Consider the following 24,371-nt stretch of genomic DNA (forward strand, 5'->3'; position numbering starts at 1 on the left):
TACACCCTCTCCCCGTGGGAGAGGGCCGGGGTGAGGGCATCAAACAGCAAATTTTAAAAAGGATTTACCCATGACCATCAATCTGAAAAACCGTAACTTCCTGAAACTGCTGGACTACACCCCGGCGGAGATCCAGTACCTGATCGACCTCGCCATCGAGCTGAAGGCCGCCAAAAAAGCCGGACGTGAAAAGCAAACCCTGGTCGGGAAAAACATCGCCCTGATTTTTGAAAAAACCTCCACCCGCACCCGCTGCGCCTTCGAAGTGGGTGCGTTCGACCAGGGCGCGCAGGTGACCTACCTCGGCCCAAGCGGATCGCAGATCGGCCATAAAGAGTCGATGAAAGACACCGCCCGCGTGCTGGGCCGCATGTATGACGGTATCGAATACCGCGGCTACGGCCAGGCCATCGTTGAGGAGCTGGGCGAGTACGCGGGCGTGCCGGTGTGGAACGGCCTGACCGACGAGTTCCACCCCACGCAGATCCTCGCCGACCTGATGACCATGCTGGAGCACGCGCCGGGCAAAACCCTGCCGGAGCTGAGCTTTGCCTATCTCGGCGACGCGCGCAACAACATGGGCAACTCGCTGATGGTCGGCGCGGCCAAGATGGGGATGGATATCCGCCTCGTCGCGCCGAAATCCTTCTGGCCGGAAGCCGGGCTGGTTGAGCAGTGCCGCGCCATCGCGAAAGAGACGGGCGCGCGTATCACCCTCACCGACGACGTGGAAGAAGGCGTGCGGGGGACCGATTTCCTCTACACCGACGTGTGGGTCTCCATGGGCGAGCCGAAGGAAGCCTGGGCCGAGCGCGTCAGCCTGATGAAGCCGTATCAAATCAACGCGGACGTGATGAAGGCCACAGGCAACCCGAACGTCAAGTTTATGCACTGCCTGCCGGCGTTCCACAACGAACACACCAAAGTGGGCCGCGAGATCGAGATGGCGTACGGCCTGAAGGGGCTGGAGGTGACGGAAGAGGTCTTCGAATCACCGAACTCCATCGTCTTCGACGAAGCAGAGAACCGCATGCACACCATTAAAGCGGTCATGGTGGCGACACTCGGCGACTAATCACCGCCCGGCGCGCCGCGGGGTGCGCCGGGTTTAAGGAGAACATCATGGGCAAGTTTAAGTTTCCCTCCGCTTACACCATTCTCTTTTTCCTGATTGCCGTTGTGGCGGCGCTGAGCTGGGTCGTCCCCGCCGGTCAGTACCAGATGGCGATGAACGAAACCCTCGGTAAAGAAGTCCCGGTTGCCGGAACGTACGCGCACGTGGCGGCACATCCGCAGGGGCTGGTTTCCGTCCTGATGGCGCCCATCGCCGGGCTGTACGATCCGGTCTCCGGCCAGGCCGGGGCGATCGACGTCGCGCTGTTTATCCTGATCATCGGCGGTTTTCTCGGGATCGTCACCAAAACCGGGGCGATTGATGCGGGGATCGAACGCGTCACCACCCGGCTGCGCGGGCGTGAGGAGTGGATGATCCCGATCCTGATGGCGCTGTTTGCCGCGGGCGGCACGATTTACGGCATGGCCGAAGAGTCGCTGCCGTTCTACACCCTGCTGGTGCCGGTGATGCTGGCCGCCCGGTTCGATCCGGTTGTCGCCGCCTCTACCGTGCTGCTCGGGGCGGGGATCGGCACGCTCGGCTCCACCATCAACCCTTTCGCCACGGTAATCGCCGCCAACGCCGCCGGGATCCCCTTCACCAACGGCATCGCCCTGCGCGTGGCGCTGCTGGTCATCGGCTGGATCATCTGCGTGGCGTGGGTGATGCGTTACGCCCGTAAAGTGCGCCAGGATCCGTCGCTGTCGATCGTTGCGGATAAACAGGAAGAGAACCGCGCCCATTTCCTCGGCGACAAGGGCGAACAGTCGCTGGAATTCACCCCGGTGCGCAAAATCATCCTGGTAATTTTCGCCCTCGCCTTCGCGGTGATGATCTACGGCGTGGCGGTACTGGGCTGGTGGATGGCAGAGATCTCGGCGGTGTTTCTCGCCAGCGCGATTATCGTCGGCCTGATTGCCCGCATGAGCGAAGAGGAGCTGACGTCGACGTTTATCAACGGCGCGCGAGATTTGCTGGGCGTCGCGCTGATTATCGGCATCGCACGCGGTATCGTAGTCATCATGGATAAGGGCATGATTACCCACACCATTTTGCACAGCGCGGAAGGGCTCGTCAGCGGGTTGTCCACGGTAGCGTTTATTAACGTGATGTACTGGCTGGAGGTCGTGCTGTCGTTTCTTGTGCCTTCTTCATCCGGCCTGGCCGTTCTGACGATGCCGATCATGGCGCCGCTTGCCGATTTCGCTAACGTCAACCGCGACCTGGTGGTGACGGCTTACCAGTCGGCCTCCGGCATCGTTAACCTCGTCACGCCCACTTCTGCCGTAGTGATGGGCGGGCTGGCTATCGCCCGCGTGCCCTACGTGCGCTATCTGAAATGGGTGGCGCCGCTGCTGGGTATTTTAACGGTGGTGATTATGGTGGCGTTAAGTCTGGGTGCCTTGTTGTGATTTGCCGGATGGCGCTGCGCTTATCCGGCCTACGGATCGGTGCGGTGCCACCGGTTATTTCAGGAACTGATATGGGAACTATGATGGATTACGAAGAGTACTCTCCCAAAGAGCAACTACAGCTGACGGTCTGCCAGCGCCTGATCGCAGAAAAGAGCTATCTCTCTCAGGAGGAGATCCGCCGGGATTTGCAGGAGCGTGGTTTTGAGACCATCAGCCAGTCCACCGTTTCACGTCTGCTTAAATTGCTCGGCGTCATAAAAATTCGAAATGCCAAAGGGCTAAAGATTTATTCGCTGAATCCCCAGCTACGCCCTGCCCCCGACGCCGCGCGTACCGTGTCCGAAATGGTGGTCAGCGTCGAGCACAATAGCGAGTTTATCCTTGTTCATACCGTCGCCGGATATGGCCGCGCGGTGGCGCGTATTCTGGATTATCACCAGCTACCGGAAATTTTAGGCGTGGTGGCCGGCAGCAGTATCGTCTGGGTCGCTCCCCGGGTCGTAAAGCGCACCGCACTGGTGCATAAGCAAATTAATTATTTACTCAGAACGCATTAATATTCATAAAGAACCGTTTGCATTGAGTAAAGCGTGCATTAAATCGCTTGATCCGAAAAGCGAGCTGCGTATAATGCCCGACAATTTGCCGGGAGGAAGCATGGTCAAGCGTGTACGACATAACGTCTTACCGCGTCTGAAATCAGACGCTGGCCTGCCGTTTTTCTTCCCGTTGCTAAACCTATTCCCAGAGCCCCTCATTTGAGGGGCTTTTTTTTGCCCGGCGTCAGGAGATAAACATGAATCCGCTTTATCAAAAACACATCATTTCCATAAACGACCTCAGCCGCGAAGAGCTGGAACTGGTTCTGGAAACCGCGGCAAAACTGAAGGCCAATCCGCAACCGGAGCTGCTGAAGCACAAGGTGATTGCGAGCTGCTTCTTCGAAGCCTCGACCCGCACCCGCCTCTCCTTTGAAACCTCCATGCACCGCCTGGGCGCGAGCGTGGTGGGCTTCTCGGACAGCAGCAACACGTCGCTGGGTAAAAAAGGCGAAACCCTGGCGGATACCATTTCAGTGATCAGCACCTACGTCGACGCGATTGTGATGCGTCACCCGCAGGAGGGCGCGGCGCGTCTGGCGACCGAATTCTCCGGCGGCATTCCGGTACTGAACGCCGGTGACGGTGCCAACCAGCACCCGACGCAGACCCTGCTGGATCTGTTCACCATACAGGAGACGCAGGGCAAGCTCGAGAACCTGAATATCGCCATGGTCGGCGACCTGAAGTATGGCCGTACCGTCCACTCCCTGACCCAGGCGCTGGCGAAATTTAACGGCAACCGCTTCTTCTTCATCGCGCCTGACGCGCTGGCGATGCCACAGTACATTCTCGACATGCTGGATGAGAAAGGCATTCAGTGGAGCCTGCACGCCAGCATCGAAGAGGTGATGAGCCACGTGGATATTCTCTACATGACCCGCGTGCAGAAAGAGCGTCTGGATCCGTCCGAATACGCCAACGTGAAGGCACAGTTCGTGCTGCGCGCCAGCGACCTTGAGGGCGCGCGCGACAACATGAAGGTGCTGCATCCGCTGCCGCGCATCGATGAGATCACCACAGACGTGGATAAGACGCCGCACGCCTGGTACTTCCAGCAGGCCGGAAACGGCATCTTCGCCCGCCAGGCGTTACTGGCACTGGTTCTGAATCGCGAATTGGCACTGTAAGGGGAAACGACCATGACACACGATAACAAACTCCAGGTTGAAGCCATCAAGCGCGGCACCGTGATTGATCACATCCCTGCGCAGGTGGGCTTTAAGCTGCTGACGCTGTTCAAACTGACCGAAACCGACCAGCGCATCACCATCGGCCTGAACCTGCCGTCGGGCGAGATGGGCCGCAAAGACCTGATTAAAATCGAGAACACCTTCCTGACCGACGAGCAGGTCAACCAGCTGTCGCTGTACGCGCCGGACGCCACCGTCAACCGCATCGACGAGTATGAAGTGGTCGGCAAATCCCGCCCGAGCCTGCCGGATCGTATCGAAAGCGTGCTGGTCTGCCCGAACAGCAACTGCATCAGTCACGCTGAGCCGGTTTCTTCCAGCTTTGCAGTGAAAAAACGCGCCGATGACATCGCACTCAAATGCAAATACTGCGAAAAAGAGTTTTCTCATTATGTGGTGCTAGCCAACTAATTGAGGTTGGTAATGAAATCCCGGCTGTTATAATGGCCGGGAACATTCTTAACGCTGTAATTCTGGAGAAAACATGAGCAAAGTACTCGCGACGGAAAATGCACCAGCGGCTATCGGCCCTTACGTTCAGGGCGTTGATCTGGGTAGCATGATCATCACTTCCGGGCAGATCCCGGTGAACCCAAAAACCGGCGCGGTGCCGGAAGACGTCGCGGCACAGGCGCGTCAGTCGCTGGAAAACGTGCAGGCTATCGTTGAATCTGCCGGTCTGAAAGTGGGCGATATCGTGAAAACCACCGTTTTCGTGAAAGATCTGAACGATTTCGCGACCGTTAACGCCACTTACGAAGCGTTCTTCACCGAGCACAACGCCACCTTCCCGGCGCGCTCCTGCGTGGAAGTGGCCCGTCTGCCAAAAGACGTGAAAATTGAAATCGAAGCGATTGCGGTACGTCGCTAATTCGCTTCGGCGATAAAAAAAGGCAGCCCAGGCTGCCTTTTTTGTTGCTTGCTACTGATTCCGCGTCGCGCGCAGCAGCGTCTCCAGCGGATACACCGCCGCAATCACCACCTCGTCCTGAACCTTGGCCGCGTTATCCAGCTCGCTCTGAATCGAGGCTATCTCTTTATCATCCAGCGTGCCCTGGCGCGCCACCAGATCCGTCAGCCTCAGGCCAATCGAGGCCAGCTTATCCACCTCCTGGATCACCGGCTTCATCGCCTTCAGCTGATAGCTGTTTTCGCTTAACGCCAGCGCGTCGCTGGTGTTGCTCTGCCAGCGGTTAAAGACGTGGCGCAGCGCGTCGGCGCTTTCCGCGTCTTCCGCATCGCTCACCAGGCGGGCCGCCCATTTGTGCATCTGGCGCACGGTGGCGCTTTCGGCGTTCAGCGCATCGGCGAAGCGGTTGAGCGGTTCGAACTGATGATAATTTCCCGCCTGGAACTTCAGGTGCTGGCGGGTGTAATACTGCGCGGGCTCTACCGCCTGAGCGAGGATCAGCAGCGACAGCGTGTCGGCATTACCGGCAAGGCGCGTGAACTGCACCTGCTGCTGGGTATGCTGCTGCAGCCCGACCGACACCGTCGACCAGCTGTCCATCGCCTGCAGGCGGGTGTACATGTTATCGACGTCGTTGACGTCCTGCGCGGACCACAGCCTCTCCGCCACCGCGAAGGTGCGCGGCCACAGGCGGATATCCAGAACCGGCGCCACCACGTTTTCCGCCCACAGCGCGGCTTCCCCGCCGAGCAGGTTGGCCTGATTCGCCACGTCCGGCACGACGGGCGGAATGCCTTTCGGCACCGCGTCCAGACGCGTGCCGCTGATTGGGTAACGCGTATTCCCCACCAGGAAATAGCCGGTGAGCCTGTCGTTATCGACGGAGACCACCGGGCGCGTCTCGCCCATCCACGTATCGACGGTGAAGGTCACCTGGCTATCGTCACGCCATTCAATATCCTGCACCGCGCGGCGGGATTTCCCGGCAAAATCAATAAACCCGCGCCAGCCTGCGTCCCCTTTCACCAGCGTGAAGCTCCCCTCCACCGGCTTGCCCTTCAGGCGCGGCATGGAAAAGGCCCAGCTCTGGACGCTGTCGGTGTCTGCAATCACATCCACGCCGTTCAGCCCCTGCGGGACAATTTCGTTGCGGTAGTGATAGGCGGTGGACTGGGGCTGGTCGAGATAGAAGCCGGTGGAGAGAATGCCCTTGTAGCCGTTCTGCGCCACCTGCCCCAGCGCGTCCTGGCCCTGCCAGGACTGGATCAGAATGCTTTTCGGCAGGTCGGGATGATAGATCTCGTCCCAGCCGACCATCTGACGGTGATGCTTCTCAAGGATCGTTTCCAGCTTGCGGTTGAAATACGCCTGCAGCGCGTGGCTGTCCGCCAGCCTGTTGTCGCGCATGAAATTCTGGATCGCGGCGTTCGCTTTCCACTGGCTGTCGTCGACCTCGTCACCGCCGATATGCAGATACGGATCGGGGAAGATCGCCGCCAGTTCGCTGACCATCGCGTCGGCAAAAGCGTAAGTTGCGTCTTTTGTCGGATCCAGCACCGGCTTCAGCACGCCCCAGTGGCGCTCCATTCCGTACGGCCCCGGGGCGCTCATCAGCTCCGGGTAGGCCACGGCAATCGCCGAGGCGTGGCCCGGCATGTCGATCTCCGGCACCACGCGGATACCGCGCTCGGCGGCGTAACGCACCACCTCGCGCATTTGCTCAGGCGTGTAGTACAGCCCGTCGCTGGCAAGCTGCGTCAGCTTAGGGTAGCGCTTCGAGCTGAAGCGCCAGCCCTGGTCATCGGTCAGGTGCCAGTGCAGGACGTTGAGCTTCGCCGCGGCCATGCCGTCGATCTGACGTTTGATATCCGACAGCGGGATAAAGTGACGCGCCGAGTCGAGCAGCAGCCCGCGCCACGGGAAGCGCGGCGAATCTTCAATGGTGACCCACGGCAGCGAGGTGTTTTCCGCGCCGTTCTGCATCAGCTGGAGCAGCGTTTCCATGGCGCGCAGCGCGCCGAAGCGGGTGTTGGCGGAGATATCGACGCCGTTGGCATCCACCGTGAGCCTGTAGCTTTCATCGCTGTCCGGCAGCGGCTGCGGCTTGACCTTTTTGGCAACCGCGATGCGAATGGTCGGCTTTTCAGGCTTGTCGGCCTGCGGCTGCAGCGTCCAGCCGGTTTGCAGGGCCATGCGCTGGCGCAGGCGGTTGACGGCGTCACCGAGATCGTCCCCGCTGACGCTAATGGATACGTTGTTGCTGAGCACCAGCGCGCCCTGGGTCGTCGGGCGTTCGACCTTGGCAGGCCAGGGCATCAAAGGGAGATCGCCTGCCGGGGCGGCAAAGGCAGAGGCGCCGAGCATCAGCCCGGCGGTTAAGAGACTGTACCGTAACATGAATGTTCCTTATCTGACGGGCCAAATAAAGGCAAAACATTCTGTTAACATGCGCTCAATTTGTCGTCAAGCGAATGCGCCGACGGAGATCACAGGTTGTTGAATTTGGGAGGAAAGCCAGTCCCCTCTCCGCCAATGGGCGAGGGTGAAAGGCGGCACCGAGCGGTCCCCTCTCCCTTCCAGGGAGAGGGTTAGGGTGAGGATATGTTTTTACTGCCATCCATACCGACGCGCATAGAATCCTTTCACCATCTGCGTCAGCACCATATAGCCCGCAAGGATTGCCACCAGCCACGGGAAGTAGCTCAGCGGCAGCGCCTGCAGCTGCAGGTAGCCTGCCAGCGGCGAGAACGGCAGCGCGATACCGAGCGCCATCACAATCCCCGTCATCACAATCAGCGGCCACGCGGCACGGCTCTGGATGAACGGAATGCGGCGGGTGCGGATCATATGCACAATCAGCGTCTGCGACAGCAGACCTACCACAAACCAGCCGGACTGGAACAGCGTCTGGTGTTCCGGGGTGTTGGCGTGGAACACAAACCACATCAGGCAGAACGTCAGAATGTCGAAGATGGAGCTGATCGGCCCAAAGAACAGCATAAAGCGCCCGAGATCCGCCGGGTTCCAGTGCTGCGGCTTCTGGATCTGCTCGTCGTCCACGTTATCAAACGGGATCGCTACCTGAGACACGTCGTACATCAGGTTCTGGATCAGCAGGTGCAGCGGCAGCATCGGCAGGAACGGCAGAAACGCGCTCGCCACCAGCACGCTGAAGACGTTACCGAAGTTGGAGCTGGCGGTCATTTTGATGTACTTGAGCATGTTGGCAAAGGTGCGGCGTCCTTCGATCACGCCCTCCTCCAGCACCATTAGGCTCTTTTCCAGCAGAATGATATCCGCCGCCTCGCGGGCGATATCCACCGCGCCATCGACGGAGATACCGATGTCCGCCGCACGCAGCGCGGGCGCGTCGTTGATGCCGTCGCCCATAAAGCCGACCACGTGCCCTTCACGCTTAAGCAGGGTGACGATGCGCTCTTTGTGCATCGGCGTCAGGCGGGCAAACAGCGTGGTACGCTGGGCAAGCTTAGCCAGCTCATCGTCGGACAGGTGCTCAATATCGCTCCCCACCACCACGTCACCCGCGTCCAGCCCCACTTCATGGCACACTTTGGCCGCCACCAGCTCGCTGTCGCCGGTGAGAATTTTGACGGTAATACCGCTCGCCTTCAGCGCCTTCAGCGCCGGCGCGGTGGTCTCTTTCGGCGGATCGAGGAAGGCGATGTAGCCCTCGAGGATCAGATCGGATTCATCGATACGCTGATAGTCACCCTCGCGCGCGGGCAGGAACTTGCTCGCGACCGCCACCACGCGCAGCCCCTGACGGTTCAGGTTGTCGGTGACGCGCCTGATGCGGCGCAGCATGGTGTCGTCCAGCGGCACGATGTCGCCGTTATAGCGAACCTGCGTCGACACGTTGAGGATCTCCTGCAGCGCCCCTTTGCAGATCAGCTGGTGCACGTCCGTCTGCTCGCTCACCACCACCGACATGCGGCGGCGCTCGAAGTCAAACGGGATCTCATCCACCTTCTGCCAGCGGCCGGAGAGCGTGCGGGCGGATTCCTCGTCCACCCCTTCCAGCACCGCGACGTCGAGCAGGTTTTTCAGCCCGGTCTGGTAATGGCTGTTCAGCCACGCGCTGTGCAGGACGCGCTCGCTGGTTTTGCCGGAGATATCGGTGTGGTTCTCCAGCACGATTTTGTCCTGCGTCAGGGTGCCGGTTTTATCGGTGCAGAGGATGTCCATCGCGCCAAAGTTCTGGATGGCGTCGAGGTGTTTGACGATCACTTTCTGTTTAGAGAGCTTTACCGCCCCGCGCGCCAGCGTGGAGGTGACGATCATCGGCAGCATTTCCGGCGTCAGGCCGACGGCCACGGAGAGCGCAAACAGCGCCGCTTCCCACCAGTCGCCTTTGGTGTAGCCGTTGATCAGCAGCACGATCGGCGTCATCACCATCATAAAGCGGATCAGCAGCATGCTGACGCGGCCAATCCCTTTCTGGAAGGCGTTTGGCTCGCTCTCCTGCTCGCTGACGCGCCCGGCAAGCTGTCCAAACCAGGTGTTGCCCCCGGTGGCGGTGACAATAGCCTGCGCGGTGCCGCTGACCACCGTGGTGCCCATAAAGCACAGGGTGTCGCACTCGAGCGGGTTCATCTGCTGCGGGTCGCGGCTGCGAGCTACCTTTTCAACGGGCAGGGATTCCCCGGTCAGCGAGGCCTGCGCCACGAACAAATCGCGCGCCTGGATGATGCGTAAATCCGCCGGGATCATGTCCCCCGCGGCCAGCTTCACCAGATCGCCCGGCACCAGCTGGTCGATAGGCAGCTCCACCCAGGCGTTTTCGCCGAGATCGTTAATCACGCGCGAGACGGTCGCGGTGTTGCTGACCATCGCCTTCAGGGCGTCCGCCGCTTTGGTGGAGCGGGCCTCCTGAATAAAGTTCAGCAGCGTGGAGATACCCACCATCAGGGCAATCACCCCTGCGGCAAACAGATCTTCCGTCGCGTAGGAGATGAGGCCGAGCACGGTCAGCAGCAGGTTGAACGGGTTGCGGTAGCAGAGCCACAGGTGCACCCACCACGGAGACGGCTTTTGCGCCGGGATCTGGTTATCGCCGTGCACGGCGCGGATTTTTTCCACTTCGGCCGCGTTGAGCCCTTCCGGGTGTCCGCCGAACGCGCGCCAGACTTCGTTTTCATCCATCGCCGCCACGTTCAGGCAGCGTTCGGTCAGGGACGCGGGGATCGCCGCCCCCGCCATGTTTTTGGCGTTTGGCAGCGGGTCGCGCTGAACAAGACGGTGTGGCAGGTGGCGGCTCAGCAGGGCCTGCAGCTGCCGGGTGATATTTTTAAACATAGTCATTCCTCCGCATCCGCGAATGCGGACGCAGCAATTCCTTCAGGCGTGGCAAAGCCGTACCTGAGAGGCACTCAATTTTTCAAGCAGGAACGTTTAAGACGTTGCTGCCTCACGCCGGTGAGACAGCAAAAGCTGGCTTACCGGAAAGAACGCATTCTCCCGTTCAGGAGAGGTGTGGGATCGGGATCCATGAAGCCTCCGGTAAGTAAAAAGTAGGGTGTCGCCGCGCAGTACAGGGATTTAGGCATACCCTTTATGACGATTCGGGCGGTATTATACCCCCCTGCAAATAAACCGAACGTAAACCAGACTTTGCCCATAGCGAAATCGCGCTATAGCATTAGGCTCAATTCACTACATCGTCGTTGTTACAGGGAATACAGCATGCAGAACCGCCTTACAATTAAAGACATCGCGCGTTTAAGCGGCGTGGGGAAATCGACCGTCTCACGCGTGCTGAACAACGAAAGCGGCGTCAGCGAACGCACCCGCGAGCGCGTTGAGGCGGTCATGAATCAGCACGGTTTTTCCCCTTCCCGCTCCGCGCGCGCCATGCGCGGGCAGAGTGATAAAGTCGTCGCCATCATTGTCTCGCGTCTGGACTCTCTGTCGGAAAATCTCGCCGTGCAGACCATGCTGCCCGCCTTCTACGAGCAGGGGTATGATCCGATCATGATGGAGAGTCAGTTCTCTGTGCAGCTGGTTGAAGAGCATCTGGGCATGCTCCAGCGGCGCAACATTGACGGCGTGGTGCTGTTCGGTTTTACCGGCATTAAGGACGAGATGCTAAAACCCTGGCAGCCTTCGCTGGTGCTGCTGGCGCGAGATGCACACGGGTTTGCCTCCGTTTGCTATGACGACGAGGGCGCGATTATCACCCTGATGCAGCGCCTGTTTGACGAAGGCCATCGCCACATCAGCTTCCTCGGCGTCCCGCACGCGGACGTCACCACCGGCAAGCGCCGTCATGAGGCCTACCTGGCTTTTTGCAAAAAGCACAATCTCTCCGCCGTTGCCTCCCTGCCGGGGCTGGGCATGAAGCAGGGCTACGAGCAGGCCGCCAGCGTTCTGACGCCGCAGACCACCGCGCTGGTGTGCGCCACGGATACCCTGGCGCTGGGTGCGAGCAAATATCTGCAGGAGCAGCGCATCGATAACCTGCAGGTGGCGAGCGTCGGCAGCACGCCGCTGATGAAGTTCCTGCACCCGGAGATCATCACCGTCGATCCGGGCTACGCCGAGTCCGGCAGACAGGCCGCCGCGCAGCTGATCGAGCAGATAAACGGGCGTTCAGAGCCTCGTCAGATCGTCATTCCCGCTCACCTTTCGTAACCCCTCTAAAACAGATTATTGTGATCTTCGCCTGATTTCGGGAACGTTCCCATTTTCGCCGTCACGCTGAAGGAGTAGGCTTGCGCTCAGGTCATTACACCCTCTCACCATCTGTCATGAGGTTTCATGATGAGTAAAGTCAAACAAGCAGATATCGATCGGCTGATCGTCCTGGTCGGTGGCCGCGAAAACATCGCTACCGTCAGCCATTGCATTACCCGCCTGCGCTTCGTGCTGAACGATCCGGCCAAAGCCAACCCGAAGGCCATTGAAGAACTTTCCATGGTCAAAGGCTGCTTCACCAACGCCGGGCAGTTCCAGGTCGTTATTGGTACCGAAGTGGGCGATTACTATCAGGCTCTGCTGGCGACAACCGGGCACTCCTCCGCCGATAAAGAGCAGGCGAAGAAGGCTGCGCGCCAGAATATGAAGTGGCACGAGCAGCTGATTTCCCACTTCGCGGAAATTTTCTTCCCGCTGCTGCCCGCGCTGATCAGCGGGGGCTTAATCTTAGGCTTCCGTAACGTCATCGGCGATGTGCCGATGAGCGACGGCAAAACCCTGGCGCAGATGTATCCGGCGCTGAAAACCGTTTACGACTTCCTGTGGCTGATTGGCGAAGCCATCTTCTTCTATCTGCCGGTCGGGATTTGCTGGTCCGCGGTGCGCAAAATGGGCGGCACGCCGATTCTTGGAATCGTGCTGGGCGTCACGCTGGTCTCTCCACAGTTAATGAACGCTTACTTACTTGGTCAGCAGGTGCCTGAGGTGTGGAACTTCGGCCTGTTTACCATCGCCAAAGTGGGCTATCAGGCGCAGGTTATTCCGGCCCTGCTGGCGGGTCTGGCGCTGGGCTTTATTGAAACGCGCCTGAAGCGCATCGTGCCGGATTACCTCTATCTGGTGGTGGTGCCGGTCTGCTCGCTGATCCTGGCGGTGTTCCTGGCACACGCCTTTATCGGTCCGTTTGGCCGCATGATCGGCGACGGCGTGGCCTTCGCGGTCCGTCACCTGATGACCGGCAGCTTCGCGCCGATTGGTGCCGCGCTGTTTGGCTTCCTGTACGCCCCGCTGGTGATCACCGGCGTGCACCAGACCACGCTGGCTATCGACATGCAGATGATCCAGAGCCTCGGCGGCACGCCGGTCTGGCCGATTATCGCCCTGTCTAACATTGCACAGGCGTCGGCGGTTACCGGCATCATCATCGTCAGCCGCAAGCACAACGAGCGTGAGATCTCCGTTCCGGCAGCCATCTCCGCCTACCTCGGCGTCACCGAACCGGCGATGTACGGTATCAACCTTAAATACCGCTTCCCGATGCTCTGCGCTATGATCGGTTCCGGTCTGGCTGGCCTGGTGTGTGGTCTGAACGGCGTGATGGCGAACGGGATTGGCGTCGGCGGTCTGCCGGGCATCCTCTCCATCCAGCCCGCTTACTGGCAGGTGTTTGCCCTGGCGATGGCCATCGCGATCATCGTCCCAATGGCGCTCACCACCGTGGTTTACCAGCGTAAGTTCCGTCAGGGCTCGCTGCAGATTGTTTAACTTCTTCTTTCGGGGCGCAGTTGCGCCCCTTCGCATTTGCAGGAACGCATTATGAATACCCTTCCTCACTGGTGGCAGAACGGCGTCATCTATCAGATTTATCCAAAGAGTTTCCAGGACACCACCGGCAGCGGCACCGGCGATCTGCGCGGCGTGACGCAGCGCCTGGACTACCTGAAAACCCTCGGCATCGACGCCATCTGGCTGACGCCGTTTTATATCTCCCCGCAGGTGGATAACGGCTACGACGTGGCGAATTACACCGCCATCGACCCGGCCTACGGCACGCTGGATGATTTCGACGAGCTGGTTGCCGAGGCGCACGAGCGCGGCATCCGCATTGTCCTGGACATGGTGTTTAACCACACCTCCACGCAGCACGCCTGGTTCCGCGAGTCGCTGAACAAAGAGAGTCCGTACCGCCAGTTCTACATCTGGCGCGACGGCACGCCGGAGCAGCTTCCCAACAACTGGCGCTCCAAGTTTGGCGGCAACGCCTGGCGCTGGCACGCCGAGAGCGAGCAGTATTACCTGCACCTGTTCGCCCCGGAGCAGGCGGACCTCAACTGGGAAAACCCTGAAGTGCGCGCCGAGCTGAAAAAGGTGTGCGAGTTCTGGGCCGATCGCGGCGTGGACGGCTTGCGTCTCGACGTGATTAACCTGATTTCAAAAGACCAGGATTTCCCGGACGACAACGCCGGAGACGGTCGCCGCTTCTACACCGACGGGCCGCGCGTTCACGAATATCTGCAGGAGATGAGCCGCGACGTCTTCTCCCCGCGCAACCTGATGACGGTGGGCGAGATGTCCTCGACCTCGCTGGAGAACTGCCAGCAGTACGCCTCGCTCGACGGCAGCGAGCTGTCGATGACCTTTAACTTCCACCACCTGAAGGTAGACTACCCCGGCGGTGAAAAGTGGACGAAGGCGAAGCCGGACTTCGTGGCGCTAAAAACCCTCTTCCGCCACTGGCAGCAGGGGATGCACAACAAAGCCTGGAACGCGCTGTTCTGGTGTAACCACGATCAGCCGCGCATCGTGTCGCGCTTTGGTGACGAAGGAGAGTATCGCGTTCAGGCCGCGAAGATGCTCGGCATGGTGCTGCACGGCATGCAGGGCACGCCGTATATCTACCAGGGCGAAGAGCTGGGGATGACTAACCCGCACTTCAGCCGCATCACCGATTACCGCGACGTGGAGAGCCTGAATATGTTCGCCGAACTGCGCGCCAACGGCCGCGAGCCTGAGGAATTGCTGGCGATTCTGGCGAGTAAGTCCCGCGATAACGGGCGAACCCCAATGCAGTGGGACGCTTCGCACAATGCGGGCTTTACCGAGGGCGAGCCGTGGATTGGGGTCTGCGACAATTACGAGACGGTGAACGCCTGCGCCGCGCTCGACGACCCGGATTCGGTGTTCTACACCTACCAGTCGCTGATCGGCCTGCGTAAAACCCTGCCGGTGCTGACGTGGGGAGATTATGAGGATCTCCTGCCGGAGCATCCTTCCCTTTGGTGCTATCGCCGTCAGTGGCAGGGGCAGACGCTGATGGTGGTGGCGAACCTGAGCAATACGCCTCAGGAATGGCAGACAGACGCTCTCAGCGATAGGTCGCAGGTGCTGATGAGTAACTACCCGGCACCGCAAACGACGTCGCTGCGTCCGTTTGAAGCCGTCTGGTGGTTGCAGCAGTAACCTTCCCTGCCGGGTGCGGCTCAGCACCCGGCTTACTTTACTGTTTTTGTTGAATAATTAATCAGATTTTTCTCGCACGCCTTTACAATCGCTGAAGCGCCCGTCGTTTGTACTCTCGTCTTTTTACTTTGTTCTGCATCAAATAAATCGCAAACATGTTTGATGCAAATCACTATATGTAGCACTTAAAATGCACGCCGACCCAACATCTTGTATTTATCGTCTACTATTCCAACAACAAGACGGCGCTTACGCTGGCCGGAATTGTGGATAACACGAGCTGGGAACGCGGGAAGTCTTTGGCCCGACGGGGAATACGCCCGGCTATGACTTCCCCACCTCTGTGGATAACCTGTTTTCAAAAATGGAGTGATCATGACACCGCATGTGATGAAACGTGATGGCTGTAAAGTGCCGTTTAAATCAGAGCGCATTCAGGAAGCCATTCTGCGTGCAGCTAAAGCAGCGGGAGTCGATGACGCAGATTACTGCGCCACCGTCGCAGAAGTCGTTAGCAGCCAGATGAACGAACGCAGCCAGGTCGATATCAACGAGATCCAGACCGCGGTTGAGAACCAGCTGATGGCGGGGCCTTACAAGCAGCTGGCGCGCGCCTACATTGAGTACCGTCACGATCGTGACGTGCAGCGTGAGAAGCGCGGTCGTCTGAATCAGGAGATCCGTGGCCTGGTGGAGCAGACCAACTCCGCCCTGCTCAATGAAAACGCCAACAAAGACAGTAAAGTGATCCCGACCCAGCGCGACCTGCTGGCCGGTATCGTCGCCAAACACTATGCCCGCCAGCACCTGCTGCCGCGCGACGTGGTCTCGGCGCACGAGCGTGGTGAAATTCACTACCACGATCTCGACTATTCGCCGTTCTTCCCGATGTTCAACTGCATGCTGATCGACCTGAAGGGCATGCTGACCCACGGTTTTAAAATGGGTAACGCCGAGATTGAACCGCCAAAATCAATCTCCACGGCCACCGCCGTCACCGCGCAGATTATCGCCCAGGTCGCCAGCCATATTTATGGCGGCACCACGATTAACCGCATTGATGAAGTGCTGGCCCCGTTCGTGACGGCAAGCTTCAACAAGCATCGTAAAACGGCCGAAGAGTGGCAGATTCCGGACGCCGACGGCTACGCGCATTCCCGCACTGAGAAAGAGTGCTACGACGCCTTCCAGTCGCTGGAGTATGAGGTGAACACGCTGCATACCGCCAACGGCCAGACGCCGTTTGTAACCTTCGGGTTTGGTCTGGGCACCAGCTGGGAATCACGCCTGATCCAGCAGTCCATCCTGCGCAACCGCATTTCCGGCCTCGGCAAGAACCGCAAAACGGCGGTGTTCCCGAAACTGGTGTTTGCCATTCGCGACGGCCTGAACCACAAATTTGGCGATCCGAACTACGACATCAAACAGCTGGCGCTGGAGTGCGCGAGCAAGCGCATGTACCCGGACATCCTGAACTACGATCAGGTCGTGAAAGTGACCGGCTCGTTTAAAACGCCAATGGGCTGCCGCAGCTTCCTCGGCGTGTACGAAGATGAAAACGGCGAGCAGATCCACGACGGGCGCAACAACCTGGGCGTCATCAGCCTGAACCTGCCGCGCATCGCGCTGGAGGCGAAAGGCAATGAAGCGGAATTCTGGACGCTGCTGGACGAGCGTCTGCAGCTGGCGCGTAAGGCGCTGATGACCCGCATTGCGCGCCTTGAAGGGGTCAAAGCCCGCGTCGCGCCGATCCTCTATATGGAAGGGGCCTGCGGAGTGCGTCTGAAAGCGGACGATGACGTGTCTGAGATCTTCAAAAACGGTCGCGCGTCGATTTCGCTGGGCTATATCGGTATTCACGAGACCATCAACGCATTGGCGGGCGATACGCATATGTACGACAGCGAGGCCCTGCGCGAAAAAGGCATCGCCATCGTTCAGCGCCTGCGCGACGCGGTAGACCAGTGGAAAGAGGAAACCGGCTACGGGTTTAGCCTCTACAGCACGCCGAGCGAGAACCTGTGCGACCGCTTCTGCCGTCTGGACACCGCCGAGTTCGGGATCGTGGAAGGCGTGACCGACAAAGGATATTACACCAACAGCTTCCACCTCGACGTGGAGAAAAAGGTGAATCCTTACGACAAGATCGACTTCGAAGCGGCGTATCCGCCGATCGCTAGCGGCGGCTTCATCTGCTACGGCGAGTACCCGAACATTCAGCACAACCTGAAGGCGCTGGAAGACGTGTGGGATTACAGCTATCAGCACGTGCCGTATTACGGGACCAACACGCCAATCGACGAGTGCTACGAGTGCGGCTTTACCGGCGAGTTCGAGTGTACGAGCAAAGGCTTTACCTGCCCGAAATGCGGCAACCACGATGCGGCTCGTGTCTCCGTGACCCGTCGCGTGTGCGGCTATCTCGGCAGCCCGGACGCGCGTCCGTTTAACGCCGGCAAGCAGGAAGAGGTGAAGCGCCGCGTGAAGCATTTGGGGAATGGGCAGATCGGGTAAGTTCTTGCGCAGGGTTCTCCCCCTCACCCTACCCCTCTCCCTCAAGGGAGAGGGAACCGATCGAGCACATTGCTAAGCCTGACTCCGGTTTTCTCCCTCTCCCCGTGGGAGAGGGCCGGGGTGAGGGCATCAGGTTAACGCTATGAATTATCACCAATACTACCCCGTCGACATCGTCAACGGCCCCGGCACCCGCTGCACCCTGTTCGTCTCAGGCTGCGTCCACGAATGCCCCGGCTGCTATAACAAAAGCACCTGGCGCTTAAATTCCGGCATGCCGTTCACCCCTGAAATGGAAGACCGGATCGTCAACGACCTTAACGACACGCGCATCAAACGCCAGGGGATCTCGCTCTCCGGCGGCGATCCGCTGCATCCTCAAAACGTGCCGGATATCCTGAAGCTGGTAAAACGCATTCGGGCAGAGTGTGCGGGAAAAGATATCTGGGTCTGGACAGGCTACAGGCTGGAAGAGCTGAACGCGCAGCAAATGGAAGTGGTGGATCAGATTAACGTCCTGGTCGACGGCAAGTTCGTGCAGGATTTAAAAGACCCGGCGCTCATCTGGCGCGGCAGCAGCAACCAGGTTGTGCATCATCTGCGTTGAACAAAGGCGGATGTTGTCTGTCCGCCCTTACCTCAAAACCGACTCAAACTCTCCATTGCCACCGCCTTAAATTCGGCAAAGTCACTGCAGCTACAGAGCCGCGACATTGCCCGTTCACGCAGGAAGGTGACGAAGATATCGTAAATCGCCATCGCCTCTTCGTATTCGCTTTTGCTGATGGCGAGCAGGAAGATGACGTGCGCGGTTTCGTCTCCCCACTGAACGCCGTGCGGGGCGAGCACGGTATAGACCACGGTTTTCTGCGCTAAAAGGCCGAGGGAGTGCGGCAGCGCGATGCCGTCGCCGAGCATGGTGCTGACGATGGCTTCACGCTCAACAACCGAATCCAGGAACTCCGCGCCGACAAACCCCTCGCCTTCAAGCTGCGCGCACAGCTCGCGAAACAGCGTTTGCTGGTCAACGGGCTTGTCGATAATGCGGAAATGGGTCGCGTCGAAGTATTTATCCAGCATCCACGGACGGGTGCGGTCCACCAGCACCAGCTTGCCGATCTGCTCTAACTGATAGTCGGTCGGGAACGGGGCGATCGTCACCACCGGTTTGGACTTTTCGCTGACGCGGGCGGTGGCGATCACAAAGTCTTCGCTAATCGTTTCCGCCAGCTCGTACTCGCGCAGGGTGAGCGTGCGGGCCACCTCAATTTGCGGGTACTTGCGCTGCAGCACCGCTTCAATCATGCGGACCATGGCATTACCTGCGTCGCACACCAGCAACACGCGCGGCTGACGCTGGTAGCCGATGTTGTAATGGCGCTCCAGCCCGACGCCGATATGCAGCACCAGGAAGCCAATTTCGTTTTCGCTGATCACATAAGGCGTGTATTTTCCCCAGTTCGACACCGCCGCGAGGGTCATATCCCACGCCATCGGGTAGTGCTGCTTGATGTTATCCAGCAGCGGATTGGGGATCATGATTTGATACCGCACGCGGGTGATCATGGTTTTGATGTGCGTAAGCAGGTCCGCGTGCAGCTGCGCGTCGCTGAGCAGATTGTAGTTATAGTGGGTGTTGATATAGCGCAGGATGTAGTTGACCAGCGCTTCGTCGTCGTCGGCGTTAATGGCGCTCGGCGCTATCTCCTGAATCTGCCGCGCCGCAATGTGCACGCAGAGCCAGCTCTCCTCCGACGGCGAAAGCGCTTTGCCCGCCAGCTGCTGGATAGTGACGGCGATATCCTTCGCCGCCTCGCGCACGTTCTCTTCCACGTCTTCGGCGTGGAATTCCGGCAGCGGATAGCCCTCGCTGATGCGGCGCACCGACACCGCGCAGTACAGGCGCAGGAACAGCTCGCCTTCATCGGTCAGACGGATGTGATGACGCGTCAGCGCCTCGTGCAGCACGGGCACCATCTGCTCCGCCACGCCTGCATTCAGCGCCACGTCGGTCACCAGCGGGTTCAGGCTATCCTGCTGCGCCAGCTCCCAGAGCAGATCGGTCAGGCAGGCGCGGGTCGACATCTCGCTGCCAAACAGCTTCATGCCGTGGCGCGGACGCGTTTCCAGCGTCAGGTTATAGCGATGGAACCACTCGCGGACTTCCGCCATGTCGCTCTGCAGCGTGGCGCGGCTGACAAACCACTCGTCCGCCAGATCCTCGAGCTTGAGGGAAAATGCCGAAGTCAGAAAACGCACCACCAGATAATGCACGCGCTCCGGCCCGGTCCGGGGAATACGCAGCGCGCGCGGGTGGGATGCCTGTAGCTGCTGGTAGCGCACCACATCATTAATTTTGAGCTGATAGCCATTGCCCCGGCTCAATATAAACTGCGCGCCGTGGCTCGCCAGCAGCGCGTTCAGGGCGGTGATATCGGCACGGACGGTTCGCGTGGAGACCGACAACCGCTGCGCCAGCTCGTCCTGCGGCAGCGTCTCGTTTTGCAACAGATCGAAAAGTTGCGCTAAACGTTGGTTCGGAAATCGCACGGGGTTGTCCTCTTACGGCTTAAGGTGAAATGACCATCTGGGATGGGCTGCCGACCGGCGTGTAGTCCGGTTCGAAGCTGAGCTTGCCGTCCTGACCGACGCGGAAACGGGTAATGTTGTCGCTGCGCTGGTTCATGACGTACAGCCAGCGTCCCTGTTTATCGAGCGTCAGGGTGCGCGGGTAGTCGCCGCGCGTCCACACGTCGTCCTGATGCGTCAGCGTGCCCTCCGCTGTTACGGTAAAGTGCCCGATGCTGTTATGCAAACGGTTAGCCACATACAGCTGTTTACCGTCGGCGCTTAATGCGAGCCCGGCAGCAAAGCTGGTGCCTTTGTAACCCTCCGGCAGGGCTGAAAGCGTTTTGCCCTCTTTTAAGGTGCCGTTAGCGCTCACGGTATAATGGGTGAGCGTCGACGCCTCCTCGTTAATCAGCCACAGGGCATCGCCTTTTGGCGTAAAGACAAAGTGGCGCGGCCCGGCGCCTTTTGAGGAGGCGCTGATAAACGGCGGATCGTTCGGCGTCAGCTTCCCTGTTCGATCGTCAAAACGGTACTGGTAGAGGCGATCCAGCCCAAGATCGGTGGAAAATACGTATTTCCCGCTCGGATCGGCGGCGATCATGTGCGCGTGGGGGCCGTTATGATCGCTGATGGCAAAGCTGCCCTCCGCTGCCGCTTCCGGCTTCGCCGCGCCCGGCTCGCCCTGATCCTGATGTGTGTCCGTGGCCTCACCCAGGCTGCCGTCTGCTTTAACGGGCAGCACTGCGATAGATCCGCTGACGTAGTTTGCCACCAGAAGATGGCGACCGTTCGGCGTCAGCGACAGGTAAACCGGCCCCGCACCGCCGGAGGCCACCTGATTCAGCTCGCTCAGCTGGCCGTTATCCCCCACCCGCAGCGCCTGCACCACGCCCTGCTCCACTTCGCTTGCCAGATACAGCGTTTTGCCGTCGCGTGAGACGGCCAGCTGCGCGGCGTTCGGCAGCTTGCTCACCAGCGTTTTATTCGCCAGCGCGCCGCTTTGCGGGTCAACGGTAAAGCGGTACAGCCCTTCGCCGTTGGGGTTGTAGGTGCCCACCCAGGCGTATTGCGGCTGGGCGATAGCGGCGGTGGCGAACATTGAGAGTGAAGCAACAAGCAGGGTACGGGTGTGCATGGTGGCTCCTTCAGGTGTGTGCGGTAAGGTTTTGTTCTACTTAACCAGCTTCTTCGTCATTTCCAGCAGCGTACGCACGTCTTCCGGGCGCGTGTCGCCGCTGGCTTTGTCGATAATCGAGCTGTAGATATGTGGGATGATTTTGCTCACGCCCGCGTCGAGGGCGATCTGCAGGATCTCCTCATAGTTTTCCAGATCGATACCCCCGGTCGGCTCCAGCCAGAAGTCGTGACGGGCGCAGGCTTCCGCCACCGCTTTGTACTCGTCACGGCACTTCAGGCCGCCCATCGGGAAGTATTTGATGGAGCTGCCGCCGAAATCCTTCAGCAGGGCAATCGCGGTTTCAACCGGTACGATGCCGTCCGGAGCGTTGCTGCTCAGCGGTCCGGTGGAAATTTTGACCATCCCGACGGTGCCGGTTGGAGAGACAAGACCGTTGACCACCGACTCATTCTGCCCCAGCAGCGCGCGGCTGGTGGCCACGCCGGTAAAGACCTGGTTGACATGCTGCGGCTGCACCTGACGGGAGATCTCGCTCACCATCGCCGACTGGTTCGGATCCCCCGCGCCGAGGCCGACGGAGAGCGCGTTATCAATCAGCGCGGCGTATTCGCGCATGTCGGCAACGGCGCTCGCCACGTCCGGGTAATTTTTGGAGAGCACGCCCACCAGCACGTGACCTTCCGCCGCCTCGTAAATGGCGCTGGCGTTGGCTTTCGATCCTGCCAGCACGTTCAGGCAGACGCGGTCACGGTAAAAGTTAGGGGTCAGTTTCATGCTTTTTTCTCCTGTCCTAATACTTCGCTAATGCGGCGGTACACGATGTTCAGCTGGTCAGCGTTCACGCTGCGCACGTCCGCCTCGATAATCCCTTCGTTGGCCTTGTAGCCGCGGAAGTAAATGGCGTATTCGCCCTGTTTAAGCTTCGCCACCAGATCGCCCGTGCCGACGCCGGTCGTGGCTTCGTCGAACTTAATCTCGGTACGGGCGATATCGCGACCGGCGCTGTCCCAGACCACGCGCGCGGTCACGCCGTTCAGGGTGTTGAGCGCCTCGATAAACGGTGTCATCTTCGCCACCATCTCGGCCCCGCTCTCTTTGGTCGCCGTCAGGTAGTGCTCGATGGCGCAGGTCAGGCCAAGAATGCCCTCTTTCCCCACCTTCATCGCGCGGCCAATGCCCGCGGTCTGACGCTTCACCCACTCAACGTACTGGGTTTTGCCGATCACCAGCCCGCTGGTTGGGCCTTCAATCGCCTTCGCGCCGCTGTAGATCACCAGATCGGCACCGGATCGGTAGTACGCGTGCAGATCTTCTTCCGCCGCCGCATCGACGATCAGCGGGAGATCGTGCTTGCGCGCCACCACCGCCGCCTGCTCGACGCTGAGCATGCTTTTCTGCACGCAGTGGTGTGATTTGATGTAGAGGATCGCCGCCGTGCGCGCCGTGATCGCCGCCGCCAGCTGATCGGCAGAGCATTCGTTGGCGTAGCCCGCCTCCACCAGCTTGCCGCCGCCCAGCGCCACCATGGTGCCCACCGGCGCGCCAAAGTTTACGTTGTGGCCTTTCGGCAGGACGATTTCGTTGTTCTCAATCGGGGTCACGTGCAGGTTTTCCAGCAGCCAGTCGCTGTCTTTGACCAGCACCGCCGCCACGGACTGGGCTATGCCCGCCGACGCGCAGGAAACCACCGTCGCGCCTTCCACATCCAGCAGCTTCGCGATGTATTCCCCGGTCTTATTGACCAGATCCTTCATCTCGAAATAGTGATTCATGCCGTCCATCGCCGCCTGCACCACTTCCGGACGCGGCGTGGAAACGCCCAGCGCCGTCATGCGGCCGGAGGTATTGATCACCTGCTTTAAGTTGTACTTCTCATAAATCGAAGGCATGTTCCGTGCTCCCTTGTTCGGTCATGTAGCCCTTGCCCGCGCGGATCGCGGCAAGCGGCACCAGAATGTGTTCAGCCTGCAGGCTGTCGTTTTCGGCATCCGTCAGCACCGTCGGCTGGCGCTTAAGCGTAAACAGCGTCAGGTCGGCGTCGAGACCCGGCTGAATGCGGCCCTTGCGCGTCAGGCGCAGGCCGTCGGCGGCGTTCGCGGTCACGCAGTCAATCACCTGCGGCAGCGACATGCCGATGGCGAGGAATTTCGACATCACGCTTGCCAGCGAGCCCACCGGGCCGTTGATGCGGTTGCGGCAGTAGATATCCGAGCTGATGGTGTGCGGCAGAATGCCCATCGCGATGGCGCGTTTCGCCACCTCAAAGCTGAAGCTCGCCGTGCCGTGGCCGACGTCCAGACGCACGCCGCGCTTCAGGGCGGAGGTGATGGAGGCGCGCAGCTCGCCGGAGGGCGTCAGAATGCGGTTGGGTTTGCCGTTGTAGCAGTGGGTGATGATGTCGCCGGAGCTCAGCAGTTCGGCAATTTCGTCGAGGTTCGGCGGGTTGTTGCCAATGTGCACCATCAGCGGCAGGTCGCCGTTCTCTTTCTGAATGGCTTTGGCGCGCTCCAGCGGCGTAATGCCGTTTTCACCGACCACGCTGCTGCTCATGCGCGCCTTCAGGCCGACGATAAAATCAGGGTGGCGCTTCACCGCCTGCTTCACCGCGTCGGCGTCAATGTTCGCCATGTTGGCCAGCTCGTTCTGGGCAATCAGCCCCACCCGGGAGATGTTCAGCAGGGCAAATACCTCGGTAGAGGCTTTACGGGTGATTTCGTAGAAATCGTCCACGTCGTCGGCACCGGTACTGCCCGCGTCCACCACGGAAGTGACGCCGGTGGCAATGCCCACGCTGTCCGGCTCGTCGTGGTAAATCGGGGAGTTCGGGTAACAGTGAACGTGGGAGTCAATCCAGCCTGCGCTGACGAACACGTCGCCGTTCAGCTCAACCGTTTTATGCGCGGGAGCGTCAATCTCACCCAGCGCCGCGATCTTCCCGTCCTGAATGGCGATATCGGTCAGGGTATCGTCGGCAAGGCGCGCACGGCGCAGGAGTAAATCAAACATGAGGATCTCCTGATAAG

General features: G+C 59.8%; 19 protein-coding genes and 1 pseudogene. 12 read left to right on the plus strand and 8 right to left on the minus strand.

Annotated elements, in window-relative coordinates; translation table 11 throughout:
- Positions 1–70: 70 nt before the first annotated feature.
- The 3 genes from argF (at position 71) to UTM25_RS08390 (ending at position 3,086) form a co-directional block, all read left to right on the plus strand.
- Complete coding sequence (gene argF / locus UTM25_RS08380; protein WP_023310201.1) at positions 71–1,075, plus strand: ornithine carbamoyltransferase; 1,005 nt, start codon at positions 71–73, stop codon at positions 1,073–1,075.
- A gap of 47 nt (positions 1,076–1,122) precedes the next feature.
- Complete coding sequence (locus UTM25_RS08385; RefSeq protein WP_063441362.1) at positions 1,123–2,526, plus strand: YfcC family protein; 1,404 nt, start codon at positions 1,123–1,125, stop codon at positions 2,524–2,526.
- 80 nt (positions 2,527–2,606) lie between these two features.
- Positions 2,607–3,086: an arginine repressor gene (locus UTM25_RS08390; RefSeq protein ID WP_029739272.1), complete on the plus strand. Its 480-nt coding sequence runs from the start codon at positions 2,607–2,609 to the stop codon at positions 3,084–3,086.
- Between the two features lie 3 nt (positions 3,087–3,089).
- Here UTM25_RS08390 and UTM25_RS08395 read toward each other — a convergent pair.
- Positions 3,090–3,207, minus strand: a pseudogene (locus UTM25_RS08395) (hypothetical protein).
- Here UTM25_RS08395 and UTM25_RS08400 point away from each other — a divergent pair.
- The 4 genes from UTM25_RS08400 (at position 3,187) to ridA (ending at position 5,192) form a co-directional block, all read left to right on the plus strand.
- Entirely contained in the window at positions 3,187–3,291 is a 105-nt protein-coding gene (locus UTM25_RS08400; RefSeq protein WP_022646880.1) for a pyrBI operon leader peptide, read from the plus strand. The pseudogene UTM25_RS08395 and the gene UTM25_RS08400 sit on opposite strands and share 21 nt — an antisense overlap.
- A 34-nt stretch (positions 3,292–3,325) precedes the next feature.
- Entirely contained in the window at positions 3,326–4,258 is a 933-nt protein-coding gene (gene pyrB / locus UTM25_RS08405) for an aspartate carbamoyltransferase (protein WP_023310198.1), read from the plus strand.
- Positions 4,259–4,270: 12 nt separating this feature from the next.
- Complete coding sequence (gene pyrI, locus UTM25_RS08410; RefSeq protein WP_023310197.1) at positions 4,271–4,732, plus strand: aspartate carbamoyltransferase regulatory subunit; 462 nt, start codon at positions 4,271–4,273, stop codon at positions 4,730–4,732.
- A gap of 73 nt (positions 4,733–4,805) precedes the next feature.
- On the plus strand, positions 4,806–5,192 hold the full coding sequence (ridA, locus tag UTM25_RS08415; protein WP_008501391.1) for a 2-iminobutanoate/2-iminopropanoate deaminase: 387 nt from the start codon (positions 4,806–4,808) through the stop codon (positions 5,190–5,192).
- A gap of 51 nt (positions 5,193–5,243) precedes the next feature.
- Here the strand turns inward: ridA and UTM25_RS08420 are convergent, their stop codons facing one another.
- Together UTM25_RS08420 and mgtA are read right to left on the minus strand one after the other, a co-directional pair.
- Positions 5,244–7,628 carry a beta-N-acetylhexosaminidase gene (locus UTM25_RS08420; RefSeq protein WP_194401549.1) on the minus strand — a complete coding sequence of 795 codons (2,385 nt, stop codon included), beginning with the start codon at positions 7,626–7,628 and terminating at the stop codon, positions 5,244–5,246.
- Positions 7,629–7,838: 210 nt separating this feature from the next.
- Positions 7,839–10,547: a magnesium-translocating P-type ATPase gene (gene mgtA, locus UTM25_RS08425; RefSeq protein ID WP_167818966.1), complete on the minus strand. Its 2,709-nt coding sequence runs from the start codon at positions 10,545–10,547 to the stop codon at positions 7,839–7,841.
- 387 nt (positions 10,548–10,934) lie between these two features.
- Here mgtA and treR point away from each other — a divergent pair, with 387 nt between their 5' ends.
- The 5 genes from treR to nrdG all read left to right on the plus strand — a co-directional run bounded on the left by treR (position 10,935) and on the right by nrdG (position 18,246).
- A complete protein-coding gene (treR, locus tag UTM25_RS08430; RefSeq protein WP_047174646.1) occupies positions 10,935–11,882 on the plus strand; it encodes a trehalose operon repressor TreR in 948 nt (315 codons plus the stop codon).
- A 129-nt stretch (positions 11,883–12,011) separates the two neighbouring features.
- Positions 12,012–13,430 (plus strand): PTS trehalose transporter subunit IIBC, encoded by a 1,419-nt coding sequence (treB, locus tag UTM25_RS08435; RefSeq protein WP_029739268.1) that lies wholly within the window; start codon positions 12,012–12,014, stop codon positions 13,428–13,430.
- Positions 13,431–13,481: 51 nt separating this feature from the next.
- Positions 13,482–15,125, plus strand: a complete 1,644-nt coding sequence (gene treC, locus UTM25_RS08440) for an alpha,alpha-phosphotrehalase (protein WP_194401550.1) — start codon at positions 13,482–13,484, stop codon at positions 15,123–15,125.
- Between the two features lie 375 nt (positions 15,126–15,500).
- The gene (nrdD, locus tag UTM25_RS08445; protein ID WP_023310191.1) at positions 15,501–17,639 is read left to right on the plus strand and encodes an anaerobic ribonucleoside-triphosphate reductase; all 2,139 of its coding nucleotides are present in this window, start codon (positions 15,501–15,503) and stop codon (positions 17,637–17,639) included.
- A 142-nt stretch (positions 17,640–17,781) separates the two neighbouring features.
- Positions 17,782–18,246, plus strand: a complete 465-nt coding sequence (gene nrdG, locus UTM25_RS08450) for an anaerobic ribonucleoside-triphosphate reductase-activating protein (protein WP_194401551.1) — start codon at positions 17,782–17,784, stop codon at positions 18,244–18,246.
- A 32-nt stretch (positions 18,247–18,278) separates the two neighbouring features.
- Here the strand turns inward: nrdG and UTM25_RS08455 are convergent, their stop codons facing one another.
- The 5 genes from UTM25_RS08455 to UTM25_RS08475 are packed head-to-tail and all read right to left on the minus strand — an operon-like array spanning position 18,279 to position 24,354.
- Positions 18,279–20,189 carry a PRD domain-containing protein gene (locus tag UTM25_RS08455; protein ID WP_194401552.1) on the minus strand — a complete coding sequence of 637 codons (1,911 nt, stop codon included), beginning with the start codon at positions 20,187–20,189 and terminating at the stop codon, positions 18,279–18,281.
- 19 nt (positions 20,190–20,208) lie between these two features.
- Positions 20,209–21,345 carry a lactonase family protein gene (locus tag UTM25_RS08460; RefSeq protein WP_320714628.1) on the minus strand — a complete coding sequence of 379 codons (1,137 nt, stop codon included), beginning with the start codon at positions 21,343–21,345 and terminating at the stop codon, positions 20,209–20,211.
- Between the two features lie 36 nt (positions 21,346–21,381).
- Positions 21,382–22,122: a 2-dehydro-3-deoxy-phosphogluconate aldolase gene (gene dagF / locus UTM25_RS08465; protein ID WP_023310186.1), complete on the minus strand. Its 741-nt coding sequence runs from the start codon at positions 22,120–22,122 to the stop codon at positions 21,382–21,384.
- The gene (locus UTM25_RS08470; RefSeq protein ID WP_194401554.1) at positions 22,119–23,237 is read right to left on the minus strand and encodes a DgaE family pyridoxal phosphate-dependent ammonia lyase; all 1,119 of its coding nucleotides are present in this window, start codon (positions 23,235–23,237) and stop codon (positions 22,119–22,121) included. Before UTM25_RS08470 ends, dagF begins: the two co-directional genes overlap by 4 nt.
- Complete coding sequence (locus UTM25_RS08475; protein WP_194401555.1) at positions 23,221–24,354, minus strand: amidohydrolase/deacetylase family metallohydrolase; 1,134 nt, start codon at positions 24,352–24,354, stop codon at positions 23,221–23,223. The genes UTM25_RS08470 and UTM25_RS08475 overlap by 17 nt, the downstream gene beginning before the upstream one ends.
- Positions 24,355–24,371: the final 17 nt, after the last annotated feature.

This window comes from Enterobacter sp. 61D5 (assembly GCF_034107965.1).
GTDB classification, from domain to species: Bacteria; Pseudomonadota; Gammaproteobacteria; order Enterobacterales; family Enterobacteriaceae; genus Enterobacter; species Enterobacter cloacae_M.